Source organism: Paenalcaligenes niemegkensis, assembly GCF_022230885.1.
GTDB lineage: Bacteria > Pseudomonadota > Gammaproteobacteria > Burkholderiales > Burkholderiaceae_B > Paenalcaligenes > Paenalcaligenes niemegkensis.
The window spans coordinates 30,908-55,766 of the sequence record NZ_JAKGCT010000004.1 but is presented as its reverse complement, the minus strand read 5'-3'; the positions used below and the strand labels follow the sequence as shown (position 1 = coordinate 55,766).

The 24,859-nt window shown below is 52.9% G+C and carries 24 protein-coding genes and 1 pseudogene; 3 read left to right on the top strand and 22 right to left on the bottom strand.

What is annotated here, in order from left to right; all coding sequences use genetic code 11:
• Positions 1 to 100 precede the first annotated feature (100 nt).
• From L1889_RS04135 to flgB, 13 genes are all read right to left on the bottom strand, one after another.
• Positions 101 to 445, bottom strand: coding sequence for a hypothetical protein (locus tag L1889_RS04135; protein WP_238664009.1), 345 nt, complete (start codon positions 443 to 445; stop codon positions 101 to 103).
• A complete protein-coding gene (locus tag L1889_RS04130; RefSeq protein WP_238664008.1) occupies positions 445 to 1,983 on the bottom strand; it encodes a methyl-accepting chemotaxis protein in 1,539 nt (512 codons plus the stop codon). Before L1889_RS04130 ends, L1889_RS04135 begins: the two co-directional genes overlap by 1 nt.
• An 84-nt stretch (positions 1,984 to 2,067) precedes the next feature.
• The gene (gene flgL / locus L1889_RS04125) at positions 2,068 to 3,381 is read right to left on the bottom strand and encodes a flagellar hook-associated protein FlgL (RefSeq protein WP_238664007.1); all 1,314 of its coding nucleotides are present in this window, start codon (positions 3,379 to 3,381) and stop codon (positions 2,068 to 2,070) included.
• Between the two features lie 23 nt (positions 3,382 to 3,404).
• Positions 3,405 to 5,075, bottom strand: coding sequence for a flagellar hook-associated protein FlgK (gene flgK / locus L1889_RS04120; RefSeq protein WP_238664006.1), 1,671 nt, complete (start codon positions 5,073 to 5,075; stop codon positions 3,405 to 3,407).
• Positions 5,076 to 5,179: 104 nt separating this feature from the next.
• Positions 5,180 to 6,157: a flagellar assembly peptidoglycan hydrolase FlgJ gene (gene flgJ, locus L1889_RS04115; protein ID WP_238664005.1), complete on the bottom strand. Its 978-nt coding sequence runs from the start codon at positions 6,155 to 6,157 to the stop codon at positions 5,180 to 5,182.
• Positions 6,158 to 6,164: 7 nt separating this feature from the next.
• A complete protein-coding gene (locus L1889_RS04110) occupies positions 6,165 to 7,298 on the bottom strand; it encodes a flagellar basal body P-ring protein FlgI (protein WP_372871150.1) in 1,134 nt (377 codons plus the stop codon).
• A 14-nt stretch (positions 7,299 to 7,312) separates the two neighbouring features.
• Positions 7,313 to 8,002 carry a flagellar basal body L-ring protein FlgH gene (locus tag L1889_RS04105; protein WP_238664004.1) on the bottom strand — a complete coding sequence of 230 codons (690 nt, stop codon included), beginning with the start codon at positions 8,000 to 8,002 and terminating at the stop codon, positions 7,313 to 7,315.
• A 32-nt stretch (positions 8,003 to 8,034) separates the two neighbouring features.
• Positions 8,035 to 8,820, bottom strand: a complete 786-nt coding sequence (flgG, locus tag L1889_RS04100) for a flagellar basal-body rod protein FlgG (RefSeq protein WP_238664003.1) — start codon at positions 8,818 to 8,820, stop codon at positions 8,035 to 8,037.
• 46 nt (positions 8,821 to 8,866) lie between these two features.
• On the bottom strand, positions 8,867 to 9,613 hold the full coding sequence (gene flgF / locus L1889_RS04095; RefSeq protein WP_238664002.1) for a flagellar basal-body rod protein FlgF: 747 nt from the start codon (positions 9,611 to 9,613) through the stop codon (positions 8,867 to 8,869).
• Between the two features lie 12 nt (positions 9,614 to 9,625).
• Positions 9,626 to 10,828 carry a flagellar hook protein FlgE gene (flgE, locus tag L1889_RS04090; protein ID WP_238664001.1) on the bottom strand — a complete coding sequence of 401 codons (1,203 nt, stop codon included), beginning with the start codon at positions 10,826 to 10,828 and terminating at the stop codon, positions 9,626 to 9,628.
• Between the two features lie 62 nt (positions 10,829 to 10,890).
• Positions 10,891 to 11,586: a flagellar hook capping FlgD N-terminal domain-containing protein gene (locus L1889_RS04085; protein WP_372871147.1), complete on the bottom strand. Its 696-nt coding sequence runs from the start codon at positions 11,584 to 11,586 to the stop codon at positions 10,891 to 10,893.
• A 17-nt stretch (positions 11,587 to 11,603) separates the two neighbouring features.
• Positions 11,604 to 12,020 carry a flagellar basal body rod protein FlgC gene (gene flgC, locus L1889_RS04080; RefSeq protein WP_238663999.1) on the bottom strand — a complete coding sequence of 139 codons (417 nt, stop codon included), beginning with the start codon at positions 12,018 to 12,020 and terminating at the stop codon, positions 11,604 to 11,606.
• A gap of 14 nt (positions 12,021 to 12,034) precedes the next feature.
• Complete coding sequence (gene flgB / locus L1889_RS04075; protein WP_238663998.1) at positions 12,035 to 12,442, bottom strand: flagellar basal body rod protein FlgB; 408 nt, start codon at positions 12,440 to 12,442, stop codon at positions 12,035 to 12,037.
• Between the two features lie 186 nt (positions 12,443 to 12,628).
• Here flgB and flgA point away from each other — a divergent pair, with 186 nt between their 5' ends.
• The 3 genes from flgA to L1889_RS04060 all read left to right on the top strand — a co-directional run bounded on the left by flgA (position 12,629) and on the right by L1889_RS04060 (position 14,228).
• Positions 12,629 to 13,324, top strand: a complete 696-nt coding sequence (flgA, locus tag L1889_RS04070; RefSeq protein WP_238663997.1) for a flagellar basal body P-ring formation chaperone FlgA — start codon at positions 12,629 to 12,631, stop codon at positions 13,322 to 13,324.
• A gap of 112 nt (positions 13,325 to 13,436) precedes the next feature.
• The gene (gene flgM, locus L1889_RS04065) at positions 13,437 to 13,736 is read left to right on the top strand and encodes a flagellar biosynthesis anti-sigma factor FlgM (RefSeq protein ID WP_238663996.1); all 300 of its coding nucleotides are present in this window, start codon (positions 13,437 to 13,439) and stop codon (positions 13,734 to 13,736) included.
• 12 nt (positions 13,737 to 13,748) lie between these two features.
• The gene (locus tag L1889_RS04060) at positions 13,749 to 14,228 is read left to right on the top strand and encodes a flagella synthesis protein FlgN (protein WP_238663995.1); all 480 of its coding nucleotides are present in this window, start codon (positions 13,749 to 13,751) and stop codon (positions 14,226 to 14,228) included.
• Positions 14,229 to 14,253: 25 nt separating this feature from the next.
• Here the strand turns inward: L1889_RS04060 and L1889_RS04055 are convergent, their stop codons facing one another.
• The 9 genes and pseudogenes from L1889_RS04055 to L1889_RS18700 form a co-directional block, all read right to left on the bottom strand.
• Complete coding sequence (locus L1889_RS04055; RefSeq protein ID WP_238663994.1) at positions 14,254 to 14,613, bottom strand: hypothetical protein; 360 nt, start codon at positions 14,611 to 14,613, stop codon at positions 14,254 to 14,256.
• A 44-nt stretch (positions 14,614 to 14,657) separates the two neighbouring features.
• Complete coding sequence (gene flhF, locus L1889_RS04050; RefSeq protein WP_238663993.1) at positions 14,658 to 16,610, bottom strand: flagellar biosynthesis GTPase FlhF; 1,953 nt, start codon at positions 16,608 to 16,610, stop codon at positions 14,658 to 14,660.
• Entirely contained in the window at positions 16,607 to 18,721 is a 2,115-nt protein-coding gene (flhA, locus tag L1889_RS04045) for a flagellar biosynthesis protein FlhA (protein WP_238663992.1), read from the bottom strand. Before flhA ends, flhF begins: the two co-directional genes overlap by 4 nt.
• Before the next feature lie 9 nt (positions 18,722 to 18,730).
• A complete protein-coding gene (flhB, locus tag L1889_RS04040; protein WP_238663991.1) occupies positions 18,731 to 19,876 on the bottom strand; it encodes a flagellar biosynthesis protein FlhB in 1,146 nt (381 codons plus the stop codon).
• A 182-nt stretch (positions 19,877 to 20,058) separates the two neighbouring features.
• Positions 20,059 to 20,694 carry a protein phosphatase CheZ gene (gene cheZ, locus L1889_RS04035; protein ID WP_372871706.1) on the bottom strand — a complete coding sequence of 212 codons (636 nt, stop codon included), beginning with the start codon at positions 20,692 to 20,694 and terminating at the stop codon, positions 20,059 to 20,061.
• A gap of 27 nt (positions 20,695 to 20,721) precedes the next feature.
• Entirely contained in the window at positions 20,722 to 21,108 is a 387-nt protein-coding gene (gene cheY, locus L1889_RS04030; protein WP_238663989.1) for a chemotaxis response regulator CheY, read from the bottom strand.
• Positions 21,109 to 21,156: 48 nt separating this feature from the next.
• The gene (locus tag L1889_RS04025) at positions 21,157 to 22,212 is read right to left on the bottom strand and encodes a protein-glutamate methylesterase/protein-glutamine glutaminase (RefSeq protein ID WP_238663988.1); all 1,056 of its coding nucleotides are present in this window, start codon (positions 22,210 to 22,212) and stop codon (positions 21,157 to 21,159) included.
• A gap of 36 nt (positions 22,213 to 22,248) precedes the next feature.
• On the bottom strand, positions 22,249 to 23,094 hold the full coding sequence (locus L1889_RS04020) for a CheR family methyltransferase (RefSeq protein WP_238663987.1): 846 nt from the start codon (positions 23,092 to 23,094) through the stop codon (positions 22,249 to 22,251).
• Positions 23,095 to 23,102: 8 nt separating this feature from the next.
• Positions 23,103 to 24,829: pseudogene (locus L1889_RS18700) on the bottom strand (methyl-accepting chemotaxis protein).
• Between the last annotated feature and the right edge of the window lie 30 nt (positions 24,830 to 24,859).

The following is a 24,859-nucleotide window of genomic DNA, read 5'->3' as shown; positions in this document are numbered from 1 at the left end:
CAGTCTTTTAGCCTAGAGAATAGCATTCTTGCGCGGGCATTCAGCAGGGACGAAAAAAGGCGTCTGAAGACGCCCTTTATCAAGCTCGAAGTCTGACAAACTATTGCGCAGCTTTTGCTCGAACATTATGTTTTTTTACCACCCGATGAAGCACATCCTGCCCGTCGAACAGGAGCCAGAGCTCACGGTTGCGATAGATACCATCGGGGAGCAAGGAACTTGAATGCTTCCAGATCTGCAAGCTACTGCCGTCAGATTGGCGATACACATGAACAGGATCAGCCTCAAGAAAAACACGCACATCGGCGGCAGTACTAATGCCCGGTTGCAGCCAGCCATAACCACTAGTAGCGAACTTATTACCTGTGCTGTAACAACCTGCCAAGAAAGCTGTCATCAGGAATACCACTGCCAGACGTTTCAATGCTGCCGTTAAACAGTGCATTAAAACTCTTCCCAATCATCATCCGAACTAGCGGCTTTTTTATTACCGCTTAGATCTGGCCTTAACAAGGTCATATCGTCCGTAGCCTTGGAGGCTTGATGTCTGTCTGAGCTTGCCCTAGCCGCAACGTCGGTGCCCAAAGTATGGTGGCCATTGATTCCCGCTCCGGCGTTAGCAGTGGCTGTAGCACCTGCACCTAAACGTGCCAGTCTGGTGGATGCCAACGACGCACTTGCCGCGTCTGCCTGAGGAGGATGCTGTCGCCGTGACGTAGCCGTGACGCCGTTTTTTTGCGCATTCAAGCTGTCTAACTGAGCGGTGCGCCGGGTCGCCCGCACTTGCCGGGCAGCGATCTCGATGACGTCGGATTCTGGCAATTTAAAAGTAGAAACGGCGTTGGTCACCTGTTTAATTTGAACGCTTAAACCGGAAGCCGCCCGTGCCGCCTGATCTACCAGCTGCGCATTATATTGGGTGGTTTCATCCATCTGGCTCACCGCACGATTGACTTGATCGATCCCTGATGACTGCTCGATGGTGGCGGCTGTAATTTCGCCCATGATATCGGTTACCCGCTTCACGGAGTCTACAATTTCTTGCATCGTCGCCCCTGCGCGCTCGACTTGTCCGGAGCCCTCGCTGACTTTAGATGCAGAATCTTCGATTAAGCCGGTAATTTCGCGGGCAGCCTGCGCGCTGCGTTGGGCCAACGCCCTGACTTCGGCCGCAACTACAGCAAAGCCCCTGCCTTGCTCACCTGCCCGGGCCGCTTCAACGGCGGCATTCAGCGCAAGAATATTGGTTTGAAAAGCAATGCTGTCAATGACACCTACAATATCGGCAATTTTACTGGAACTGGCAGAAATGCCATGCATTGTTGCCACCACCTCGCCCACTGCCAAACCACCGCGCTGGGCCACATCTGAGGCAGTGACGGCCAACTGATTTGCCTGCTGCGCGTTATCGGCGTTTTGTCGCACCGTACTGGCGAGCTGTTCCATGCTGGCCGCTGTTTGCTGCAAGGCAGCTGCCTGCTCACCGGTGCGATCACTTAGATTGGTATTTCCTTCTGCAATCTCATCTGAGCCCGCATGAATTTCATCGATACCATTTCTTACGGTGCTGACAGTACGTGTCAGACTTTCCTGCATACGGCGCAGGGCATGGAACACGGTACCGATTTCGTTGGTGGTCAGTACATTGATACGTTGCGTCAGATCCCCTGCCGCTATCATTTCAAAATGCTGTGCAACCGTATGTAGTGGCCGAATAATGCGGCGCGACATAAAGACGTGCGTGGACAATGCCAGGACAATAGCCAAAACCACAATCACACTTAGCCAGATCATTGAAGCCTGGTAATTGCTGTTCATCAAGGTGCCATAGGCGGCCAAATTAGCTTCGGTCAAAGCTCCGCCTGTGAGCTTTTGCAATTCAGCTAAATTTTGCTGTTGATAGTACAAGCCTATGACTGAAGCCGATAGCGTCAGCAACATAAGTATCAACACAGAGGCCGCAACACTTGTTTTAAGCTTCATACTTTTAGGTAGCATCAGTTTTTCTCGCTAATTAACGAAGGAGACCTGCTTGCGGAGGCTCTTCCACACTTTTTCACAAAGGTTCTAGCCACGTGCAGTCAATGCAAAAAGGCTGGTGTTTTGAATTTTCTTGAAGGCCAGAGAAGCCGCTTCTAAAGCAGATGAACGAAGCTCCAGCTGGGTCGAGGCCGCAATATAATCAAGGTCTTCCAGCCGGCCCAGCTCGCTTGAGATATGCAGGGCCTGAAGTGAACCGTTGGCTTTAAGGGCATCAATTTCATTCATTCTTGCCCCAACCGATGCGCGTACCGTCAGCACATTGTTGTAATTGATATCGATACGCTGCATGGCTCCGTTCAGCACATTGCGTAATTGAGCCTGGGAAGCCGGATCATTAGCGGTGGGTGTTTCCAGTGCTTGAATGACGTCCTCCAGGGTATTGAACAAGTTCACGTCGGTTTGCCCGTACGCACCAATGGCAGAAGACGTGGCTCGCTGCACACTGAACTCGTCACCCGCCGCAGGAGCACCTTCAAAGGAAATACTGATACCGGATTCGGTCAGCGTATTGCCCTCATCATCGACCTCGAGTGGTAAGGCAATAACACCCGCCCCCTTAGAAGCGTCGTAAGGAATGCCGCTAAGGGTGGTGGTGTTGATAGCGCCGGTGAAGTCGTCAAATACCCGCGTCGTTATGGAGTACGTGCTGTCGTCCGTAAAGCTGATTTCAAAATCCAGGACATTTTCTGCAAGTTTGGGATTGCTAATGGTGGGCTGAGCAATTTGCCCGGTTCCGGTGTTGTTCGCGTTCCCTGCACTCAGAAAAACATTCACACCGGGGGTAGCCCGGGAAAACACGTCAAAACCGTTATCAGTGCTAGGCAACTGCCGAGTCTGATCGACCTGAATATTTCTGTCGATGCGATCGCCCTGATAGCTGATCGACGCCCCCTCTTGCTGAAAGGGGGCCACCAGGCCCTGGCTGCCAGAGAACAAATACTGTCCTGAGCTATCGGTGCTGTTTGCCAGACCTAATAATGCTTGCTGGCTGCTACGCAGGGAGTCAGCCAAGGTGGCTCGATCGGCATCAGACAATGATCCATTACCCGCTTCCACCAGGCGCGTTTTTACGTCTTGCAGCTGTGAAGTAATAGAATTGAGTATGCTCTCTTCTTCATTAAGCACACGCGACGCCACCTCACGGTTCTCTGCAAACCGCTTGTTCATGCCTTGCGCCTGAGACAAGGTAATGCTTTGCGCTGCGGCCAATGGATCGTCAGCAGCAGTAATCATACGTTTTCCGCTGCCAACCTGCTGAAACAGATGCATCAGATCGGACTGCTGCTTATTGATTGAATTTAGCCCTGTCTGAAAATAGAGAGTCGAACTTATACGCATGATCTGATCCTGGATAAAAAGGCTTAATTACGCATGCCCAGAAGCGTATCGAACATGCTGGAGCTGACCTCGATCAGTCGTGAGGCTGCACGAAATTGCTCTACATAGCGATCAAGCATTAAATATTCTTCGTTAAGGTTGACCCCGGCCACGCGTTGCTGAGCTGCAAAGTTTTGCTGAATCAAGCTGGCCTGAGCGTTGGCCGAAGTGCCATTTTGTTGAGCTTGAACCGCTACTTTATTCACTATCTGTCCAAATGCATCGTTAAAGCTTAAAGTACCGTTACCAAGGGTTTTTTCAGTTTGCAGGGCAGCGAGCTTCAGCGCATTTTCGCCATTCGCGCTGCCGAGCGGATTCCCCTCTGTGTCAGCCCCGGATGCAGCCACCTGTGCTGGATCTTTGATAGCCACACTGATATCACCGGCCGCATGGCGCGTAGGCTGGATCAGCCAGCTATCGCCTTCGACGGCAGTGTCTGATTCCGTAAAGCTAAAGCTGATTCCGTCGACAATGACCGGCCCGGATACGTCTATTTCTTGCGCGATACCATTAGGCAGAGTCCGCATCATGTATTTATCGTCTTTGTATTCGATAAGGTAATCGCTGCCGCTGAGCTTTGAAGTATCGTCGAATTCTATGCTTAGCTGAGGGCCTGGAGCCACACCGGTTTTGTTGCTGGGAATGGGTGTGCCTGGCTTGAAGTTAAAGAATTCGATGCCGGTATTACCGGCCAGATCGTAACCTTGCTGGTGAACCTGATTAATTTGATCTGCAATGCCGATGGCCAGACGCCCCAGGGCATTCTGCGTGGCATCGAGGCTTTGTTCACGATATTGCAGCAAACCACCCAGTTGACCGCCTTTAAATGCAGAATCGTTCAGCTGAACCATCTGGGGTTCGCCATTTACGATTGCCGAGGTGTAGGCAATGACACTGCGCGAAGGGTCGCCATGGGCAGGCTGAACTTTAAGTGGAAACACTTTGCCTGCGCCCAGCACAACCTGGCCATTGCCTATAGTGAGATTAAACACCTCATCCTGCTCGTGAACTTTAACGTCAACCAATTGATTTAGCTCAGAAACAAGCTGATCGCGCTGATCAAGCAAATCGTTAGGCGTGTGTTGCGGACTTGAGGCTACTGCCGCGCTGACCTGCTGATTTAATTCGTTAATACGTTCGAGATAGCTATTAACCTGGGATACCGTCGTCTGCAGCTGCGTATTAATGTTTTGACGCTGATTTTGCAAAAATGAATTGGCATCATTCAGTTGAGTAACCAGACTTTCGGCACGCCCTAGCAGCTCTTGCCGCGCAGCCGGATCGGCAGGCGCTGAGGCGACTGCGTTCAAGCCATCAAAAAAATTCTGTATGGCAGGATTGATGCCGACGGTGCGATCAGAAAATAAATTGTTTACTTGGGCAATTTCGTGGCCGTAGGACACCAGTGCTGCACCCGTACTTTGAGCCTTAACAAGCTGACCCGACAAAAAACCATCGTAGGCTCGCTGAACCGTTACGGCTTGTACCCCTCGGCCTATATAGCCTGCGCCCGTGCTACTTGCTCCCGCTGTCTGGGAGAGCACGGTTTGCCGACTATAGCCTTCGACCGCCGCATTATTAATATTATGGCCAATCGTTTGAAGGTTGTTCTGTGCGTTAAGTAACGCCGACTTGCCGAGGCTGGATAGGTTCATAACGCGTTCCGTAATCTGGTGCGCCGCTTGTCACTGCAAAGGGCGACACCTATTAAATAGTATTGGGATAATTAACGGCTGCCTGAACAAAAACTTTAGGCTCGTTATCGTGTGCCAGAGTCGAAATACGACATAATGGCAATCAGCTTTTCTGCATAGGCAGGATCCGTGGCGTAACCCGCGTCCTGGATGCGACGGGCCGCCTCGTGCGGAGTAGCAGCACTTAGCACAGCTTCATAGCGAGGGCTTTCACTGATCAGTTTTGCGTAATCTGAAAACGACTCTTCGTACGAATCGTAGGCTCTGAACGGCTGGCTTAGTTTTTTCATTTTGCCGTCTTCAAACTCGGTCGTCATGATATCAACTACTTTGCCCGTCCAGCTTTTACCCGCCTTGATACCAAAGAGGTTATGCGAGCTTTGCCCGTCGCCGTGCTTGATTTCTCGCTTGCCCCAACCCGACTCAAGCGCTGCCTGACTGAGAATTAACTTGGCGGGCACACCACTGCTGGCAGCTACCTGTTCAGCCGCACTTTGCATTTTTCCTACAAAGTCGCGCACATGCTCGGGTGCACCACGTATAGCTGAAAACACCTGATCTATGCCGGTTGGCCCGACGAGCTTCTTGATTAAGGCCAATACCGAAGGTGCATCGATGATACGTGCCTGCTCCCCGACGCGAGAGACGTATTCAGGCAGACGTGAACGGCTGGCTTCAGGCACGGTGCGTTCAGGCAGCGATGAGTCGGGCTCACCTTGATTACGCCGCATCTGGGCCATAAGGGCATCGGCCAGCCCTATGCCCGGCCTGGCTAGCTGCAGCGCCAGCTGCTCGTCGCCCATACCTTGTGCCATTTGCACTTGCTGGCTATCAAACAGCCCATTTCCGCTGGCCGTAGCCCGCGCCTGCTTGAGTAGCTGCTGAATGAACAAAGCTTCAAATTGCTCGGCTACCTTTCGTTGCTCATCTATGGTTCCACCCTTGTTTTCACCAACCCCGCGGCGCAACTGCGCCAGCTGGCTGGAATCAAACATGGAAACAGGCGCGCTATAGCCAGGTCGAGGATAAAAATTAGCGGACATGATGAACTTAAATAATTTCCAGATCGGCGCGCAGGGCTCCTGCGCTTTTAAGATTTTGCAAGATCGACAGCAAATCCTGTGGCGTGGCGCCCAGGGCATTCAAGGCAGACACTACATCGGCTAAGTTCGCGCTGGTACTCACTCGCTGCAAGGCTCCGGTATCCGAGCGCAGCTCGATATCGGTACGATCCGTAATAACCGTCTGTCCTCCGCCAAATGGCGTATCAGGCTGAACCACTTCGGGCTGACGGCTGATGATGACCGATAAATTGCCGTAGGCAATTGCGGCCTCGTCGATCGTGACCGTGCGATTCATGACCACTGACCCCGTGCGGGCGTTGATTACGACACGCGCACGCGCAGGAGGGAGACTCACCTGAAGATTCTCAATTCTTGATAAAAACTCGGCTTGGGCGTCCGGATTCAGCGGCGCCCGCACCTGAATAACCCGTGCGTCTATAGCCGTCGCTGTTTGGCTACCCAGATGCTGATTCAAGGCCGACACGACATTTTGCGCCGTACCAAAATCGGAACTGTTCAGTTCAAGTGTAATGAAGCCATCTTGAATATAGGTCGTGGGAACACCGCGCTCGACGATTGCCCCGCTGGGTATGATTCCGCCGTTCAACTGGTTTACCTGCACACTGGAGCCACCCGCCTCGGCCCCTGCTCCACCCACCAGCAAGTTACCTTGCGCCATGGCGTAGACCTGGCCGTTAGCACCTTTCATCGGTGTCATCAGCAGCGTACCGCCTCGCAGGCTTTTGGCATTTCCCATAGAAGAAACGACCACATCCAGGCCCTGGCCCGGACGTGAAAAAGCAGGCAGTCGCGCTGTTACCATCACAGCCGCCACGTTCCTGAGCTGCATATTGCTGCCTTGAGGAATCGTCACCCCCAGCTGCGACAGCATGTTAGTCAGACTTTGTTGCGTAAAGGGTGCCTGGCGAATCTGGTCACCGCTACCGTCCAGGCCGACCACCAGCCCATAGCCAATTAGCTGATTATCACGAACGCCTTGTATAGAGGCCAGATCCTTGATGCGCTCCGCGCTGGCTGGCGAACTTATTAGTAGCGCGGCACCCAGCAACACTGAACGCAGACTTTGAGCAAAGAGACGAATAACTGCGACTGCTGTCAATTGCGATACCTTCGTTAGAATGGCGAAATATTAAGAAAGAAGCGTTGCAGCCAGCCCATGGTCTGGACTTCGTCCATCACGCCTTTGCTTCGAAACTCGATACGGGCATCAGCTACCTGAGTAGACGCAACAGTATTCGAGCCAGTGATTGAACGTGGGTCAATAACCCCCGAAAACAACAAATACTCGCTGCCCCGGTTGATGGCAATCTGCTTTTCGCCGGCTAACTGCAGGTTTCCATTAGGCAGGACGCCCACTACGGTGGTGGTAAGGGTGCCTGTGAACAGATTGTCTGCTCGGCTGCTACCTGTGCCGGTGGCCTGATTTGAACCCTCTACACCAAAGTTCTGCCGGGCGCCCAGATCGCCTGGCAATATTGAGGGCGTTGCGCCAAACTCCAGGCCTGCGTTCGAGTTCCGATTCGTGCTGGTAGACACATTCTTGGCCGCATTCGTGCGCTCTTGAATAATGATAGTGACAATGTCACCCACGTTTCTCGGGCGCCGGTCCTCGAACAGCGGGTAATTACCGTAAGCACCCGGCTGATAGATCGCTCCGTTGGCAACCACTTCGGGCGATATCGGTACAGGCGGAGGTGCAGTAAGCGGACCGGTCACGACGGCCTCGGGCGGCACCATCGCGCAACCGTGCATCACTATCACCACAGCAGCGATCACGCCGCGAAAGAATGTGCTTTTTTTCATTGCCCGCTATCAGGTATGGGTAGACTGAATAATTACAGCTGGGTCAGACGCGCCAGCATCTGATCGGAAGTCTGAACAGATTTACTGTTCATCTCGTAGGCACGTTGAGTAGTGATCATGTTCACCAGCTCTTCAGCCACATTAACGTTAGAAGTTTCGGTGTATTCCTGCAAAACCAGACCCGCTCCGTCCATTCCGGGCTGCAGGAAGTTAGCGACGCCGGAAGCATCGGTCTCGACATACAGGTTCTCACCCATACTCTGCAGACCGCTGGTATTCACGAAAGTAGTCAGCTGCAGCTGCCCCACTTCCACACTGGTTCCCACCGCACCGGGCTGCGTCACCGATACGATGCCGTCGCGACCGATGGAGATTTGCAAAGCGTTGTCGGGGATCATGATTGGAGGCTGAATCGGGTAACCACCTGCTGTCACCAGCTGTCCATCCTGATCAATTTGCAGGCTGCCATCGCGTGTGTAGGCAAACGTACCATCCGGCATCTCAACCTGCAAAAAACCACGTCCTTGAATGGCAATATCCAGTTCATGCCCGGTATTCTGAAGATCACCCTGCGAATGAATGCGCTCGGTAGCAACCGTTCGCACACCGGTGCCAAGCTGCAGACCCGTAGGCAACTGGTTGGCAGCCCCAACCTGAGCGCCGGGCTGGCGCAAGGTCTGGAACATCAAGTCTTCGAACACAGCGCGACTACGTTTGAAACCCGCTGTATTCACGTTTGCCAGGTTGTTCGATATCACATCCATGTTGGTCTGCTGTGCTTCCAGACCTGTTTTCGCAATCCACAATGAACGAATCATAATGAGTCCTCAGCAACGGCTATTCAGAGACCGCTGCACTATAAATTTAGCCGTTGAATGAAAGAATGGAGTTCGCACGCTCGGCGTTGGTACTGGCGTCTTGAATGACTTTCATCTGCATTTCAAAACGTCTTGAGTTGTTAATCATGCCAACCATGGCTTCAGCAGTACTGACGTTACTTTTCTCGATAAAGCCCGACACCACGCCCACACCGGGGTCTGGCTGCAGGACCTGCCCCGTCACACTTCTGAATAAGCCGTCGCCACCACGCTCAAGCGTAGTCACGTCAGGATTAACCAGTTTCAGCTGCCCCAGAACCTGTATGTCCCGGGGATTGTCACCCGCGCCCAAGGCAGTAATTTGCCCATCACTAGAGAAGGTGATTACCCCTTGCTCCGGAACCTCAATAGGCTCCCCATCAGCAGAAAGTACCGGCAAGCCCGTTTTGCTGACCAGCAAATTGTCAGTACTGACAGAAAAATCACCCGCCCTCGTATAGGCTTCGCCCTCGTCTGTCTGAAGAGCAAAAAACCCCTGATCGGCAATGGCCACATCAAGGGCGTGACCAGTTTCTGCCAGAGCGCCCAACTGAAATTTGCTGCCTGCTGTGACAGTCGCAGTGGTTACGCGCGTAGGCAGGCCCGGCGGACCTTCGACGGGCACCGCCCGTTGCATGGCCAACTGCTCGCGAAAACCGGCGGTGTTCACGTTGGCCAGGTTATTGCTGATCACCGACTGCTGCTCAAGCAAGCGCTGTGCGCCATTCATGGCCGTATAGATTATGCGATCCATTATTTACCGGCCTTAACGCAGGGTAATCAGGGTTTGAAGGATTTGATCCTGCGTCTTGATGGTCTGGGCGTTAGCCTGATAGGTGCGCTGTGCAATAATCATATTGACCAGTTCCTGACTCATATCCACATTGGACTCTTCAATGGACTGACCCTTGATAACAGCCAGCCCGTTCTCCCCTGGGCGTCCCAGCAGAGGCTGACCCGATGTAGCTGTTTCGCCCCAGGCGTTTCCGCCCAAAGCCTGCAAACCTTGCAGGTTATTGAAATCGGCCAGTACCAGGGAGCCCATGTTCTGGGTTTCACCATTGGTGTAGTTGGCCACTATCGAACCGTCTGCAGCCACTGACATACTGGCGTACTCGCCCGTGGCGTAACCGTCTTGGGTCGGTGTCGTAGTGAAGGCGCCGTCAAACTGGGTGGAATTTGCATACGACAGGGAAATTGCCAGCGGCTCAGCAGGTGAGTTAGTGGACGGCGTAGCAATATTAAGAGTAACGGCCTCAGTTGGATTGGTTAAGCGGCCGGCGACATCAAAACGTAAATGAGTAGGCTCGTCTGCCGGATCAACCAGTTCACCATTAAGGCGATAGTGCACATCCCATGCTGATTCACCCTCAGCAGTACCTTCACGCTTTACAAAGTATTGAGTCAACTGGTGGGAGTTCCCCAATGAGTCAAACACGTTAAAAGGATACGAGTTTGTGTAGCTGTCAGGGTTTTCAGGATCAAAGGTGCCTGTCTTGACAGGTGCGTTAGCCTCAAAGTTTGCAGGAAAATCAAGCCGTGAGGTTGCATTGGGCTCGATGTTCCCGATAGGAACGCGGATAGGCGCGGGATTATTAGAGCCAGGTGCGTAACCAGTTAATTTATGCCCCTGAGCGTTAACCAAATAAAGGTCTTTGTTAGGAGCGAACTGGCCATTACGCGAATAGATAATAGCGCCACTTTGATCTTCAAGCCTGAACAGCCCTTTAGCCCCGTCAATGGCCATATCGAACTGGTTGCCCGAGGTGCTGATATTACCGATGCTGAAGCGTTGGTTGACGCTGGCTACGCCCACGCCCAAACCGACTTTCGAGCTGGCATAAACGTCTGCAAAGTTGATGGTAGATGCCTTGAAACCTACCGTGCCCGAGTTGGCAATATTATTACCAATTACATCTAGATTTTGTGAAGCGGCATTTAAACCGCTAAGTCCCTGTCCGAAACCCATTGTTATCCTCGTCTGTGTTGTGTCACGACGGCCGCCACTGATAGCCGGCCTGTGAGTCAGAATTACATAATTTTGCGAATATCCAGCAAGGAGTAGTTCCCCGCCAGCCCCAAGTCGAGCTGTAGCCCTTTAGAGCTGTATGCCACGCTTGATACCCTGCCCGACGTTAGTGCTTCGGCGTAGATGCTTTGGCCATCGCCGTCAAAAGCATCCACCCGGGCAGCATAAACGCCATCAGGCAAGGCATTGCCCGAATCATCAAGACCATCCCAGTCAACCGTATAGACGCCTTCCGATAAAGGATCCAGTTCGATCTGACGCACGGCCTTGCCACTTTTGTCGCTAATCGTGACGGTGATCTTTGCGGCTGGAGAAATCACATCAATACCAAAAGCGGTCGCCGTTTTAATGGTGGGATCATCAGGATTGCTGCCCAGACTTATCTTGGAGCCAGGCACCAGCACATCTTTACCGATCAGCTCCGCTGCCTGCATGGATTGCGACACATCGATTTGCCCTGCTACCGCCAATAAAGTGTTGTTGAGATCATTAATGCCGTTTACCGTTGATAACTGAGCAATTTGGCTCGTGACCTGGGAGTTATCCATAGGATTCAGCGGATCTTGATTTTGCAGTTGCGTAACCAGCAAGGTAAGAAAGCGATCTTGGGTATCACCTAGCAAATCGTTATTTTGCGCACGTGCTAACGACATTGCGTTCGCGGCCGGATTCTGTGTGACGTTATTTACCGTTGACACTGTCATGGACTCCAGTTTTATTGACCAATGGTCAGAGTGCGCATCATCAAATTCTTGGCGGTATTGACCACCTCGATGTTGGCTTGGTAGGAACGCGACGCAGAGATCATGTTTACGGTTTCAGCAACGACGTCGACATTTGGCATAGTGATATAGCCCTGATCGTTAGCGAGTGGATGGTGCGGGTCGTACTGCATGCGCGCAGGCTCGTTGCTTTGCACCACAGACGATACTTTCACACCGCCGACCTCAGAGGCATAGCCCTTGGTTTGCAGCGGTGCGACCTGAAACACCACATGACGGGCCTGATAAGGCTGGCCATCAGGCCCGGCCACGCTATCGGCATTGGCGATATTGCTGGCTGATACGTTCATGCGCTGCGATTGAGCGCTAAGCGCTGAACCGGCGATCTGGAAGATACTAAAACTGCTCATGGTGGCTCTACTCGTTATTGCTGCAGCGCAGCCATTAAGGTTTTAATGCGTTGCGAGAGCACATTCAGACTGCTCTGGTAATGCAGCGTGTTGTCGGCGAAGGCCATGCGCTCGGCATCCATATCAACAGTATTTCCATCCAGACTAGGCTGAAATGGCTGGCGATAAAGCAGATCGGCCGCGTGCGCTTCGCGCGCTGCGGCAGGAATATGCTGGGCCGATGTCAGGCTGAGCTGCGTCGCAGGCAAATTTAAGCTGTCACCCATGGCCTTGTTAAGGGCCTGGCTGAAGTCAAAATCCCGAGCTTTATAATTAGGGGTATCGACGTTAGCAATGTTCGCAGCCAAAACTTCCTGCCGTTGCTGACGTAGGCTCAGTGCTGTTTTATGAAAAGCAAAATCGTCACCGATACGGTCAATCATGTGTGATCTCGAATAAGGCCCGAAAAAATAGGCGTTAATGAATGACTAAATCGGATGGATTGCAACCATTAGTCACCGAATAACGTCATGGTAGCGTTTGCCTCTCTTCTACAAAGGTAGAAATAACCCACTAATAGCTAGCCAGTTCCATCCTTGGACTAGCCAGAGTCTTTCTAAAATGAAGCCATGCCTGCACTCCGCCCTTTACTAACCGCTTTTTTTATTTTTACTTCCGGCTGCATCGGCCACGTTCATGCGTCTGTGCAACAGCCGGACGAAATCGTAGATCTGGTTCAACACCACCTGGAGGCGCAGGCCAGCGCATATCCCGGCTCTGCAAGTGTCAGCGTCAAAGCACCCCGCATACGACAACAGGCCAGCTGCGATAATCCATCGGTCCAGCTTCCTGCAGGGCAGCGACTACGATCACGCATGACGGTCTCTGTGCGCTGTACTTCGCCTACCTCATGGACGATGCACGTACAGGCAGAGGTCTCGGTACTGGGCTATTACTACGTCACCAATCGAAGCATTAATAAGGGCGAGATCCTTTCACTTGACGATCTTAATCCGCGAGAGGGCGATATACTAAGGCTTGCCTCCAGCGTTGTCACTGACCCAAGCCTGATTGTTGGCTTTATGGCGGGACAGCGCCTCAGCATGGGCAATATCATCAAGTCTACCGCCCTGCGTGACCCCCAATCCGTGCAGCGGGGGCAAGCTGTGCGTACAATTGCAAGAGGCAAAGGTTTTGTCATTAGCGGTGAAGGCCAAACCCTTCAAGGTGGTGCACCGGGTAGTCAGGTGCAGGTACGGGTGAGTTCGGGCCAGGTCATTACTGCCACCGTTCTGAACGCCGGCACGGTGCAAGTCATTATGTAAACCTTAATGAACATTTATACATAGGCTGCTAAAGATGTTTGGCGGGCAGCCGTTACCACCCTAAGCACACATTCAATATTTGGCAGCGACTGCTCCTAAAGGCGGAGACATCATGAAAGTTACCCCTAATTCCATTACGCACACAGCCTCCGAGCGCATCAGTAGCACTCGCCCCTCGACTGGTGCAGCCGCTTACGGCCAAAGCAGCGGCACAGCCGGTGGCGAAAAAGCAGCCAATGTAGACCTCAGCAGCACCGCGCGCCAATTACAACAATTGCAATCGTCCGAAAACGACATCAATATCGAGCATGTTCAAGCCATTAAAGATGCTATTGCTGCAGGTAAACTTAAGATCGACACCAGCCGCATTGCCGATTCACTAATCGCAAGCGCCCGTGAACTTCTTAAATAATGACTGACTACTATGGCGCTTGAAGCCACCTCATCACTACAGCAAGCCCTGCAGGCCGAAATAGAACTACTGCTTGTTTTTAATACAGCGCTGACTCAAGAAACTGAACTTCTACTAAGCAATCACGACAACGACGCTCTTAACGAGAACGCGGCACTAAAAACACAATTCTCTGAGGCGCTCGCCGCTGCCAATCAGCGTCGCGTGCTTGCTTTAAACGAACTTAATCTGCCTGATTCAAAGCAAGGACTTGAAGAGGCGGTCAACCTGGATAGTCAGCTAGGTCCCTTGGTAGAAGAACTCTTCCGCCTGGCCCAACAAGCCAAAGTACAGAACGAAAACAACGGCACGCTGATACACACCTTTCTACAGCATAACGAACAGGCCCTTGAGGCATTGGGTCAACTTACTCAGCCTGTAGAAAAAGTGTATGACGCAAGCGGCAAAACTTCTGTGCATCGCGCTGGCAGTCGAGCGTCGATCAAGGCCTGACTTCCATTTGTCGACACCGTAGCCCCTATTGCAATACGTCTTTAAGAGCGAAAAGCCGGAGTAATGCGTCAAGGCCTTTAGAGGCCGTCAACGTAGCCCGACCCGGCAGCAACTGCTCAAGCATTTGACGCAAAGACTGCTCTCTGGATAACAGCATTGCATTACATGTCGCTGCCGCGAATAACGCCGAGGCGCGAGCTTGATACGCCAGCGATAAACCTTGTCCGGCAGACAGTTCCCAGGCAGCGGACATCAGCCTTGTCGTCAGCTTCAGTTCAGCCTGCGTCACAAGCCACGCAGCCACGGTTGCGTCTGCGCATGTAAAGTCAGGAGCATGCAGCAGTGCAATCTGGTCGCGGATAAGCTCGTTGGTGTATCGATTCACTACCCTTAGGCAAACTAGTTCCAGATGCAAAACCTTTAGGTTTCTTATACGCAACTCAATGGGCTCCCTGGCGATCCAAAGCCCGACCTCGCCCAGATAGGCTCCCCCACTTTGCTGAAGCCCAGGGTGGCTTGCAAATCAGCCACGGCGTTGAACTGGAGCAGCTTGGTCACTGCCTTGGCTGTAGTTGTACCATTTTGATGCCAGACCCGCGTCGAAGGGGCTACCACGGCAAGAAACGAAGTGCCGGAAGCCACCAGATCCTGCCATAACGAGACTGCTCCACCGTCAATAGCGTGCATAAGTTCCTGCCCTTGCTGCTGCTCAGCCCATTCAATCGCATGCTTTAGATGCTCGACTCTGGAACTCGCCGACAAAACATGGCTTCCGGCAGTAGACAGCCATTCGGTTTCGCTGACCACCTGCTGCTGGGGAGAGCTAAGAACCGCCCCATCTGATCCGCATACGTAGCTGGCCACAAGTCGCTGAAAAGCTTCGTTTGCTTTAGACGTCCGCGCCGTCTGATACACACATAGAGCAGGTATATCAGTTTCTTTGTTGGCCTCATGCTTCGCAGATCGCAATAGCGCTTCGCCCTGCTGCACCACATCCGGCAACGTTTGCGGACGGGTCTGCAAGTCACGCCAGTATTCAAAAGCGGAAGACAAGCTTAAACACTGGTCCAAAGCAGCTGCCTGGGTCCTAAGCTGTTCCACGGTGAGCTCTGTGGACCCCGCACTGGCCCTGAGCATTTTGCTTAGCATTTCATTACGCTGAGCCTGCGAAATCGACATGGTTTCTTCGGGCTGAGCCGCCGACAGCAGAGCTGCCACATCGCCGGACGTAGGAGAATACAAGGCTCTGGCATTATGGGCCTCGTGTGCAAAGGCTCTGTCTACCAATTGCCTGGCCGATAAAAACCCTAAGTTCTCCGGCACTTTTTGTCCGTCAGACACATAGTGAATGGGCAGTTGATAACGAATGGCTGTATCAAGGGCCGGCCCTATACGGCTGGCCTCGTCGATCTTGGTAACGATGCAACCTATGAGCGGACTCCCGCCATCAGTTTTGTAGACACGGGCCACCTCGTCCAAGGTATCACCGTGACTTGAAGCATTAAGGGCCAGCAAACGCTGGACTCTGCGACCTGAGCTCGCAAGCAAAGCGGCCTGCTCCTTTACATAGCCATCGCGCTGGCTGATGCCGACGTTATCAATCAGTACAATCTGCTCTGGCCTGATGCCCAGCATCACTTGACGCAAGGCCTGCCCGTCCTGCACCACATGTACGGGAACACGCAATATATCAGCGTAAATCTTCAACTGCTCATGCGCCCCAACACGATAGGTGTCTGTGGTGATCAGCACTAGCTGGTCTGCACCGAAGCGCTTCACGCACCGTGCCGCCAGCTTGGCAATGGTAGTGGTTTTCCCCACGCCTGTAGGCCCGACCAGCGCCAATGCACATCCAGGCTGCCAAAGAATATCTTCGCTGGCCAGCACCGGCAAATGCATATCGAGCTCATTGCGCGCCCACTCAAAAGCGAGGCGCCCTGTTAAGTGAGCAGGCAGACGCTTCAACATGGCGCGCAGCAAGGCAGTGCTGAATCCATAGCCCAGCAAACTCTGAAACAGGGATATCGTTTCGGGAGTGCGCTGCAACTGGTGGCTCCAAAGCAATTCGTCGATGCGACTTTCCAGGGCTCCCTGCATCGCTCCGATGGCACCCATCAATTCGGCACGGGGCTGAGCAGCCGAAGATGGCGCGGGCGAAACTGGTGCAGAAGAAACGGAAGCGGCGCTGGCCGGAGCGACGGACGGCGCAACGCTATTCTGTACAGGATCGAGCACAGCCAGCGACGTTGCATCTGCTGCCATGATTTCAACACCACCGTTTACGCGGCGATTGGAAACGATCATGGCATCGGGACCCAGAGCCATGCGTACCTGACGCATCGCCTCGCGGCTGGTACTACCAAAAAAACGACTTACATTCATGCATTATTACCTATAACCGCGGTCACTCGAATGGTGCGCTCGTCGGGAATTTCCTGATTGGAAAGTACCCCAAGCTGAGGAATATGGTGGCGCAGGAAGCGCGACAGAGAGGCTCGCAAGATAGGCGGTACGACCAAAACCGGAGAGTCGCCGCTTTCTTCCTGCTGATGTGTGGTGCGCTGCGCTTCGGACAACAAGGTTTCTGCCAAGCCTGGCTCCAGTGCGCCACTGGTGGTCAGGGCCTGGGTCAAAACACGTTCCAGGCGAGCATCCAAACCGATCACGCGCAGCTCGCCTTCACCAGGAAACCACTGTTGAGTAATGGCACGGCCCAGCGAAGCCCGTGTCAACGCAAGCAGCTCGGCAGCCTCGTCTAGGTTTGCATGGCCCTGGCTTTGCGTCTGCAGTCGCGGCGCATTTTCAGAAATAACCTCAATAATGCTGCGCATGTCGCGGATAGGGACTTCCTCAGCCAGAAGGCCGCGTAACACCTTATGAAGCAGACTGAGACTGATAGTTTTAGGGACGAAGTCGTCAACCAGTCGGGGCAAGTCGCGCGCCACACGATCCAGAAGCTGCTGCACTTCCTGGCGGCCTAACAGCTGCGAGCCGTGGCGGTGCAGCAAATGATTCAGATGGGTTGCAATCACCGTGCTAGCGTCTACAACGGTGTAACCCGCGATCTGTGCTTGCTCACGAAGGCTGATATCTATCCAGACAGCCGGCAAACCAAATGCCGGGTCAGTGGTAGGCGTGCCCGGCAGGCTTATTGTCACGCCGCCCGGATCAATCGCCAGCCATTGGCCAGGGGTAGCTACACCGCGGCCAACCTCAACCCCGTAGAGCAAAATGCGATAGTCATTAGGCTTGAGATCAAGGTTGTCACGAATGTGAACCACGGGCGGCAAAAAGCCCACATCCTGGGCAAACTTCTTGCGCAAGCTGCGGATACGGTGCAACAGCTCACCATTCTGGGCATGGTCCACCAGGGAGATCAGCCTATAGCCTACCTCAAGGCCCAAGGGATCAACCATGGATACATCATCCCAGGTGGCTTCAGCCGCTGCCGCATCGGCGGCGGCCAATTTTTCCTGGGGCGCCTTCTGTGCAGCCACAAGCTCGGCCTGTTGACGTTGCAGCATCGCCCAGCCCACGCCCCCCATAATAAAGGCCAGGGAAAGGAATGCCACATGCGGCATATTCGGGATCAAACCCATTAAACCCAGGATTCCCGCGGTTAAAAACATAACGTTGGGATTCGCGAATAACTGTCCTACTATCTGCTGGCCTACATCTTCGTCAGTCGCCACGCGCGAAACCACCACGCCTGCGGCGGTGGAAATGACCAGGGCGGGAATTTGCGCAACCAGGCCATCCCCGATGGTCAACAAGGTATAGACATGCCCGGCCTCTGAAAAGCTCAAATCGTGCTGCATCACCCCAACCACCAGACCGCCCACTACGTTGATGACCATAATGAGCAGCCCCGCCACAGCATCCCCTCTGACGAACTTGCTGGCTCCATCCATAGAGCCGTAGAACTCGGCTTCCTGTGCCACTTCTTGACGGCGCTTGCGAGCATCGTCTTCGCCAATCAGGCCAGCATTCAGGTCGGCATCAATCGCCATCTGCTTGCCCGGCATTGCATCGAGGGTAAAACGTGCTCCGACTTCTGCAATTCGGCCAGCCCCTTTAGTGATTACGACGAAATTGATAATGACCAAAATGACAAAAACAATAATCCCTACGGCGAAATTACCGCCCACCAGAAAATGGCCAAAGGCTTCAATTACCTGACCCGCCGCGTCAGGACCTTTGTGGCCGTTGAGCAAAACCACTCGAGTGGAGGCGACGTTCAAGGACAGGCGCAACAAGGTAGCAAATAACAACACTGCAGGAAAGGCGGCAAAATCCAGCGGTTTTTTGGTGAACATGGCCACCAGCAGCACCATGACGGCCAGCGCAATGTTAAAGGTAAAAAATAGATCCAGCAGAAATGGCGGCAGCGGCAAAATCATCATGGATAGCACCATAAGGATCAGCACTGGTCCAGCCAGCAGTTTTGCCTGGGCCGAGCCGTTCGCTTTAATTAATGCCAAAAAACTATTCATGTATTCTGCTTATGAGGAAGACGGCTGCAAGGGATCAAACCCTGCAGGTACGATTAATTCTGAGGGTACAGACGGTGCATCCCCTATACCCTGGTTCCAGTTACGCAACTGAAACACCCATGCCAATACTTCGGCTACCGCGGAATACAACTCAAGCGGGATCTCAAGGCCAAGATCAACATGCGCGTGCAAGGCCCGTGCCAGCGACGGCGACTCCAGGGTGGGCACCCGGTGCTCTGCGGCAACTTCTTTAATACGCTGGGCAATGATCCCTGTGCCTTTTGCCACCACGCGCGGAGCTCCCTGTTCCCCCTCGGCATAGCGCAGAGCCACCGCATAGTGCGTCGGGTTAGTGATAATGACATCCGCAGTCGGGACTTCGGACATCATCCTTCGCTGCGCCATAGACCGTTGCTGCGAACGTATGCGGCTCTTTAAATACGGATCACCTTCGCTTTCCTTGTGCTCTTCTTTCATATCCTGTTTGGACATGCGCATTTTCTTATGAAAACTGAAGAGCTGCCACGGCACATCAATGAGTACGATCAGCAGCAGGCTGGAAACAATCAATCCGCAGCTTAGAGCGATCAGACCCATGCCTTTGATGAGGGCTTCCGTAGGATTAACATGCATCAGACTGATCATCTCGTCACGAAAGTGCCAGATCACCATCACTGCCACACTGCCGATCAGACCCGCTTTAGCCAAGGCCTTTAGCAGTTCAATCAGGGTTTGCGCTGAAAACATGCGCTTTACGCCCTTCAGGGGATTGAGCTTTTCGAACTTGGGTTCTACTGATTTCCATGAAAACATGAAACCACCCAGCAGAGCCGAACCCATAATCGCTGTCACGAAAAGCGCGATAAACAAGGGAAACAAACTGAAGACAGCCTCGATGACAGACTGTGCGGCGTTAGCCACCATGACTTCACTTTCTCGTCCGACGCGAGGGTCGAACCACATACTGTTTCGCATGACGCCGTTTAAGGCGCGGAACATGAAGCCGCCCGATAGCCACAAGGTTGCCACCCCCACCGCCAGCAGCAAAAAGGTGCCTAGCTCTCGTGAGCGCGCAACCTGGCCGTCCTCGCGCGCCTTTTCCAGGCGGCGGGGCGAAGCCGGTTCAGTTTTTTCTAGATCGCTATCCTCTGCCATTCGCGGGAGACGTAAGAGTGGTTACACAGCGCTTAACAAGGTGATCAGTCGCATTGCGCAGCACCCGAGCCTAAGAATTTTAATTCAGAGGCGTCTTTGCTAACTCCGGAGCAATAGCAATAAAACGGCCCTGTTCCCAGAGCCGATATGGAGAAATACACGAGGGGACGCTTATAGCGTATCTAAAAGCCCAGGCTGGCCAGCAGGTCATCGACCTGATCTTGATCCGTTACGACTTCAGGAGCCTCTGAATTCACCACCGGGCCATTCAGCAACCCAGCTGTTTCCTCTCGGCGCTCGGCAGGAACACTGTCAATTAGCACCTGAACGAGTTCAGTTTCTATATTGCCAATCAGCTGCAGCATGCGCTGTATCACCTGCCCGGTAAGATCCTGAAAATCCTGGGCCATGATAATTTCCAGAAGGTTCTCCTGGGTCTGCTTAGCGTTTACTTCGACCTGCGTTAAAAAGCCGCGAGTATCATCGACCAAATGCCGCGCTACAGGCAGTTCGGCAGGAGCATCAAACCACTCTTGCCATCGGCCGTCTAATGATTTGGCTTCGTTTGCTATATCTTCTTGCAAAGGCCCTGTTTGTTCTGCCGCCGTTAGTACCCGATTGGCGGCCTGTTCTGTCATGCGACCTACATAACGCAGTCTGTCCCGCGCATCGGGAATCGCATGCGCAGCGTCCTTTACCGCCTGATCCAGGCCCAGCTCGCGCATGCTGTCACGCACCTCTCGCGTTAGCTGGGCAATACGCTGCACTACATCAACAGGCAAGTGCTTCGCCTCTCCGGCGGCTTCGGTCTTGTCGATGGCATCCATCAGACTCTCCTTATTAAACTAGCCCATCTTGTCGAAAATCTTGTTGAGTTTCTCTTCGAGTGTGGCTGCAGTAAACGGTTTGACCACGTAGCCGCTGGCGCCAGCTTGCGCCGCAGCAATAATGTTTTCTTTTTTGGCCTCTGCCGTCACCATCAGAACCGGCATGGTAGACAGCGTGGCATCCGCACGTATCTGCTTCAGCATTTCCAGTCCATCCAGGTTAGGCATATTCCAGTCGGATACCACAAAGTCAAAACTTCCGTTGCGAAGCTTTTCCAGTCCCATTGCCCCATCTTCTGCTTCATCCACGTTTTCATAACCCAAGTCTTTCAACAGATTACGAATAATGCGACGCATCGTGGGAAAGTCGTCAACGACGAGAATCTTTATATTTTTGTTAGCCATTCATTAATTCTCCGTAAAGAAGTCACAAGCCCTGACAAGGTGCCAAGCTTATACTCGATGTCCATAAGAGCCTGCGCTCGTTAGTATTTTTTCACTGATGTCGCTCAATGCCACCGCTTCGGTCGCCGCACCAATTAGCAGCGCTTCGCGGGGCATCCCGAACACCACGCTGCTTGCTTCATCTTGGGCAAAAGTCACGGCGCCTGCATTTTTCATGGCTAGCATGCCTTGGGCTCCGTCTTTGCCCATACCTGTCAATATGACACCTACTGCATTTTTCCCCGCTACATTCGCCGCCGACATAAACAGTACGTCTACGGCGGGGCGATGGCGATTAACCGGTTCACTGTAGTCAAGCTCAATGACGTAGTTTGCGCCCGAGCGTGCCAGCTTCATGTGAGCGGCTCCTCCGGGTGCCAGATACACATGTCCGGGCAATACCCTCTGGCCATCCTCAGCCTCATGAACCTGCACCGTGCACAGCGAGTCCAGGCGCTGTACAAATGAGCGCGTAAAGCCCGCCGGCATATGCTGGGTAATAAGAATGGCCGGGCTATTTGCCGGCAAGGGTTCAAGCACCTGACGAATGGCTTCAGTTCCCCCAGTCGAGGCACCGATCAGGATGATTTTTTCAGTGGTCGAGAAGCTGTGAGTCAGACGCGGACGTATAGCAGTACCCGGTACACGACTACTTTGCCGGGGCCTTGAGACTGCAGCGGCACGAATCTTATCTGCAATAAGGTCCGAATAATCAAGAAGGCCATCACGCAGTCCCAACTTGGGCTTGGTGACAAAGTCAACCGCACCCAGTTCAAGGGCACGAATGGTGACGTCGGAATTGCGTTCAGTCAGCGACGACACCATGACGACAGGCATTGGCCGCAGGCGCATGAGCCGCTCAAGAAAATCCAATCCGTCCATACGCGGCATTTCGACGTCCAGCGTAAGAACATCGGGTGTGAACTGTTTGATCAGGTCACGCGCCACCAAGGGATCCGGAGCCACCGCCACAACTTCCATATCGGAATGACTGTTTATGATCTCGGCCATAAGGCTACGCACCAAGGCTGAGTCATCAACACATAAAACACGAATTTTTTTCATAAGAGCCAGCTACGTGAGTGAATTTAGCGGGAAGCACTATACCCGCACGTACACCGTCTGCCCCTGCAAGCGGAACGACGTGCTCATATGCGAGATATTCTCTGAATGCCCCACAAATAAGAGTCCGCCCGGTTTCATTAACTGAGCAAAGCGCTCAAGTAATTTAATTTGCGTATTTTTATCGAAATAAATCATGGTATTACGACAAAAAATAGCATCGAATTTTTGATGTTTCGGCCAGTTTTCGGCGGAAACCAAGTTCACTATCTGAAAGTCAATCATGTTGCGCAAGCTGGGTTTGACGCGCACCATGCCGGCATAACGCCCTTTGCCTCGCTGAAAATATGTTTTTAGCAAGGCTTCAGGAACGGGCAGCACACGATCGGTAGAAAACACACCTTCCCTGGCGCGGCTCACGGCAACGGTATCAATATCCGAAGCAAGAATTGTTGCGTTCAGCTCGGCATTCATAATTGCCTGCTGTAGCGTCAAGGCAATGGTGTAGGCCTCTTCGCCGGTAGATGCTGCACTGCACCATACCGAAATAGGCTTGGGCCTGGCTGCTGCAAATTTAGCCAGTACGTCAAAGTGATGATTTTCCCGATAGAAGGCCGTGTGATTAATCGTGAATGTATTGACGAACTCTTCCCATTCGGGAGATCGTGGATTGAACTCAAGGTGATCCAGATACTGCCTAACGTTGCCCAGGCCCGTTTTTTGGGTACGTAGCCCCAGGCTGCGCGACACCATGTCTACTTTATGCTCGCCCAGCACGATACCTGCGCGCTCGTACAGCATTCTTGAGCTACGGCTAAAATCATCATGCGTCGCTTGAGGCATAACAGGTAGCGTATAAGTAAAAGCCTCGACTGAGTTTGTCATGGCTGAGGCTACGAGCCCGTGGCTTGTGGATGCATGGATAAAGACGCCTTATAAACAGGCGCATGAGCGAGTTCTACAGGTGGCAAGTCAATGACATCACCAGAGTTGATACGGAATGCAGCCACCACATCTGTCAGACGAGCTGCTTGATCCTGCAGGGCCGCCGCAGCTGCTGCCGCCTGCTCGACCAAGGCAGCGTTTTGCTGAACCACAGTGTCCATTTGTGAAACGGCCAGATTCACCTGATCGATACCTTCGGACTGCTCATGTGAAGCCGAAGATATCTCCTCCATTAGCGTGGTGACCCCCGTACGGAACCCACTACATCACGCATGATGGATCCGGCATCATTGACTTGCCGTGTACCAGAACTGATCTTGCTTAACGACTCTTCGATCAGGGACTTAATCTCGCGGGCCGCCTGAGCGCTGCGCTGCGCCAACGAACGAACTTCACCGGCAACCACAGCAAAACCGCGTCCTTGTTCGCCTGCTCGTGCAGCTTCTACCGCTGCGTTCAGCGCCAGAATATTGGTTTGAAATGCAATGCCATCAATCACGTTAACGATTGCGGAAATCTGGCTGGAACTGGCGGAAATATCATTCATGGTGCTGACCACAGATGTCACTGCGCGACCGCCCTTCTCGGCAACCTCAGAGGCTTGATGCGCCACGTCATCAGCCTGGCGAGCATTATCCGAATTCTGGCGAACGGTGCTTGAAAGCTCTTCCATGCTGGCAGCCGTTTCCTGCAGTGCGGCTGCCTGCTGCTCTGTACGACTGCTGAGGTCTGAATTGCCCAGGTAGATCTCCTGGGAGCCCAGATTAATTTCCTCTACGCCCTCGCGTATGGCCAGCACCATACGGCGCAAGCTATCTTGCATGCGACGCACTGCCTCGTACAGCACACCGATCTCGTTATTGGAACGTACATCAATCCGCTGTGTTAGATCGCCACTGGCAATACGTTCAAAGTGCTCTCCAGCAATACGCAGCGGGCGCAACACCATGCTACGCAAGAACAAATACACAGTCACACAAATCAGAACGCAAAAGACCAAGGCAAAACCGACTAGTTTCAGAACCAGCGCGTATTGCCTTGCTTCTTTCTCATACTGCTGACTAATAATGTCATTTTGCTGCCAGTAAAGGCGATCAAGCGTGTTGTAAAGATCATTTTCCAGGCTGAGCGTCGTTCCCGACAGGAACAGCCGGAACTCGGTAAGTTTTCCCTCTTGAATCAGCTGAACCAGCGGAGGTATGCCCTCTGACATCAAAGCACCAAACGATTCTGCAACATCACGATAGGTACCTTGCTCATCATTCAGGGTCGAGCTGATTTCGTTGAACTCTTCAAAGGTACTCAAGGCTCGCTGGTATTCGAGCTGAGTACGATTTAATAAAGCGCTGGTATCGCTATCAAGCTCTTTAACGCCGCCGGCCCCTTCTTCGACCCACTCGCTGGTGGTGGTGTAATCTTGTCTGGCGTGATTAACGACATAACTGGTGACAGCCCGGCCCAGATAGGTTTGGGTATCTTTATAACGATCTATAGCTTGTGTCAGTGCAACGCCTGCGCGCTGGTTAAGTACAATCGTCTGCAAGGCCTGGTTATTAGCTTTGAGCGATACTATGCCCAACGCCGCCCCTGCCAGTAGCATCAGCATGAAAAAAATCAGCACAACTATCAGGCTGGTTCGTACTTTCACATTCGAAAGCTTGAATAGCTTAAGCATCAGTATTCCTTAGTCTATAACAGCAATAAA